The organism is Paraburkholderia madseniana (assembly GCF_009690905.1).
In the GTDB taxonomy this organism is placed as follows: Bacteria; Pseudomonadota; Gammaproteobacteria; order Burkholderiales; family Burkholderiaceae; genus Paraburkholderia; species Paraburkholderia madseniana.
On the sequence record NZ_VOSW01000245.1, the window covers coordinates 1 to 2,425 of the forward strand.

Consider the following 2,425-nt stretch of genomic DNA (forward strand, 5'->3'; position numbering starts at 1 on the left):
GTGATTTTCGCGCGGATCATCGGCTTGGTGATGCGGTCCTTGTGCGTCGCGTAGCCCCAGGCGAAGCGGCCCTTCACGCACGCGTGGCCTTCGTTGGCCTGGCCGTTCTTGTGCGGCACCATCCGCACGACCTCGTTGCCCTTCATCTCGGCCTTGAACGAGCAGCCCACGCCGCAATACGCGCACGTCGTGACCACCGAATGCTCGGCCTGGCCCAGCATGATGACGGTCTTTTCCTGCAAGGTCGCGGTCGGACACGCGGCGACGCACGCGCCGCACGATACGCATTCCGATTCCATGAACGGCTTGTTTTCGCTTGCCGCCACGCGCGATTCGAAACCACGCCCTGCGATGGTCAGCGCGAACGTGCCTTGCGTTTCTTCGCACGCGCGTACGCAGCGATTGCAGACGATGCACTTCGACGGATCGTACGTGAAGTACGGATTCGATTCGTCCTTCTTGTCCTTCAGATGGTTCGCGCCATCGAAGCCGTAGCGTACTTCGCGCAGGCCGGTGACACCTGCCATGTCCTGCAATTCGCAGTCGCCGTTGGCGGGACAAGTGAGGCAGTCGAGCGGGTGATCGGAGATGTACAGCTCCATCACGTTACGGCGCAGCGATTGCAGACGATCGGTTTGCGTGCGGACCTTCATGCCGGCTTCGACAGGCGTCGTGCACGAAGCAGGGTAGCCGCGCTTGCCTTCGATCTCGACGAGGCACAAACGGCACGAGCCGAACGGTTCGAGCGAATCGGTCGCGCAGAGCTTGGGCACGTTGACGCCGGCTTCGACGGCGGCGCGCATCACGGAAGTGCCGGCCGGAACCGTCACCGCCTGGCCGTCGATTTCCAGTGTGACGTCGACGTCGGCATGACGCGCCGGTGTGCCGTAGTCGGTGTCGTCAAAGAACGAACGGGGTGCGCGTTGTTGCGCTTGTGCTTGCGATTTGCACGCGCAGTTTCCGGAGCCGCAGCCGCCTCCCAAAGGGACTTCCTTCGGGGCGCCGGCAGGGGAGTTGAGCACATCGGACATGTGAGGCTCCTGGGTCAGGCCGCAGCCGCTTTGGGCGCGAGGTCGTGTACGTTGTCGAGACCGAAGTCTTCGGGGAAATGGTCGAGCGCGGACAACACCGGGAACGGCGTCATGCCGCCCATCGCGCAGAGCGAACCGGATACCATCGTGTCGCACAGATCGCGCAACAACTGCACCTGCCGTGTAGACGTATCGCCGTTGCGGATCCGTCCGATCACTTCGACGCCACGCGTCGAGCCGATCCGGCACGGCGTGCATTTGCCGCACGATTCCAGCGCGCAGAAGTGCATCGCGTATTGCGCGAGTTCGGCGAGATTCGATGTGTCGTCATGCACGACGATGCCGCCGTGGCCGACCACCGCGCCGACGGCCGCGTACGCTTCGTAGTCCATGGGGATGTCCCACTGGCTTTCCGGCAAATACGTGCCGAGCGGGCCGCCGACCTGCACGGCGCGTGCCGGGCGTCCGCTTGCCGTGCCACCGCCGTAGTCGTAGAGCAGTTCGCGCAGCGTGACGCCGAACGCCAGCTCGACCAGGCCGCCTTGCTTCACATTGCCGGCGAGCTGGAACGGCAGCGTGCCGCGCGAGCGGCCCATGCCGAAGTCTTTATAGAACGCCGCACCGCGCGCGAAGATGATCGGCACCGTCGCGAGTGTGATGACGTTGTTGATCACCGTCGGCTGGCCGTAAAGGCCGACTAGCGCCGGCACCGGCGGCTTCGCGCGCACGATGCCGCGTTTGCCTTCGAGCGATTCGAGCAGCGCGGTTTCTTCGCCGCAGACATAAGCGCCTGCGCCTTTCGCCACGAACAGTTCGAAGCGATGCGCCGCCGAGCCGAGCACGCTGTCGCCCAGCCAACCGGCGGCGCGCGCTTTGGCGATCGCGGCTTCGAGCGTCGCGATCGAGTGCGGATATTCGCTGCGCACGTAGATATAGCCGACTGTCGCACCGGTCACGACGCCCGCAATGATCATCCCTTCGATCAGCACGTACGGGTCGCTTTCCATCACGAGACGGTCGGAGAAGGTGCCGGAGTCGCCTTCGTCCGCATTGCAGACGATGTATTTCTGCGCCGCTTTCGCGCCGCGTACCGTGCGCCATTTGATGCCGGCGGGGAAAGCTGCACCGCCGCGGCCGCGCAGGCCGGATTCGATCAGCGCTTCACAGGCGGCGTCGCCGTCGGTTTGCAGGGCTTGCTTGAGACCTTCGAGGCCGCCGTGGGCGACGTAGTCGTCGACGGAAAGCGGATCGGTGATGCCGATGCGCGCGAAGGTCAGGCGCTGTTGCTTCTTCAGATACGGTATGTCATCGACCACACCGACACGGCGGGCGTGCTCGCCACCTTCGATGAAGCCGGCGTCGAACAGCGCGGCAACGTCGCTCTCTTCGACGTT

The 2,425-nt window shown here is 64.6% G+C and carries 2 protein-coding genes; both read right to left on the reverse strand.

The genetic code is table 11. The features are described 5' to 3' along the window. Window positions 1–1,031, reverse strand: a 1,031-nt coding sequence (locus tag FSO04_RS45530; RefSeq protein ID WP_166618402.1) for a 2Fe-2S iron-sulfur cluster-binding protein, incomplete at its 3' end; no start/stop codon positions are given. 14 nt (window positions 1,032–1,045) lie between these two features. Further along, window positions 1,046–2,425, reverse strand: a 1,380-nt coding sequence (locus FSO04_RS45535; protein ID WP_154567974.1) for an NADH-ubiquinone oxidoreductase-F iron-sulfur binding region domain-containing protein, incomplete at its 5' end; no start/stop codon positions are given.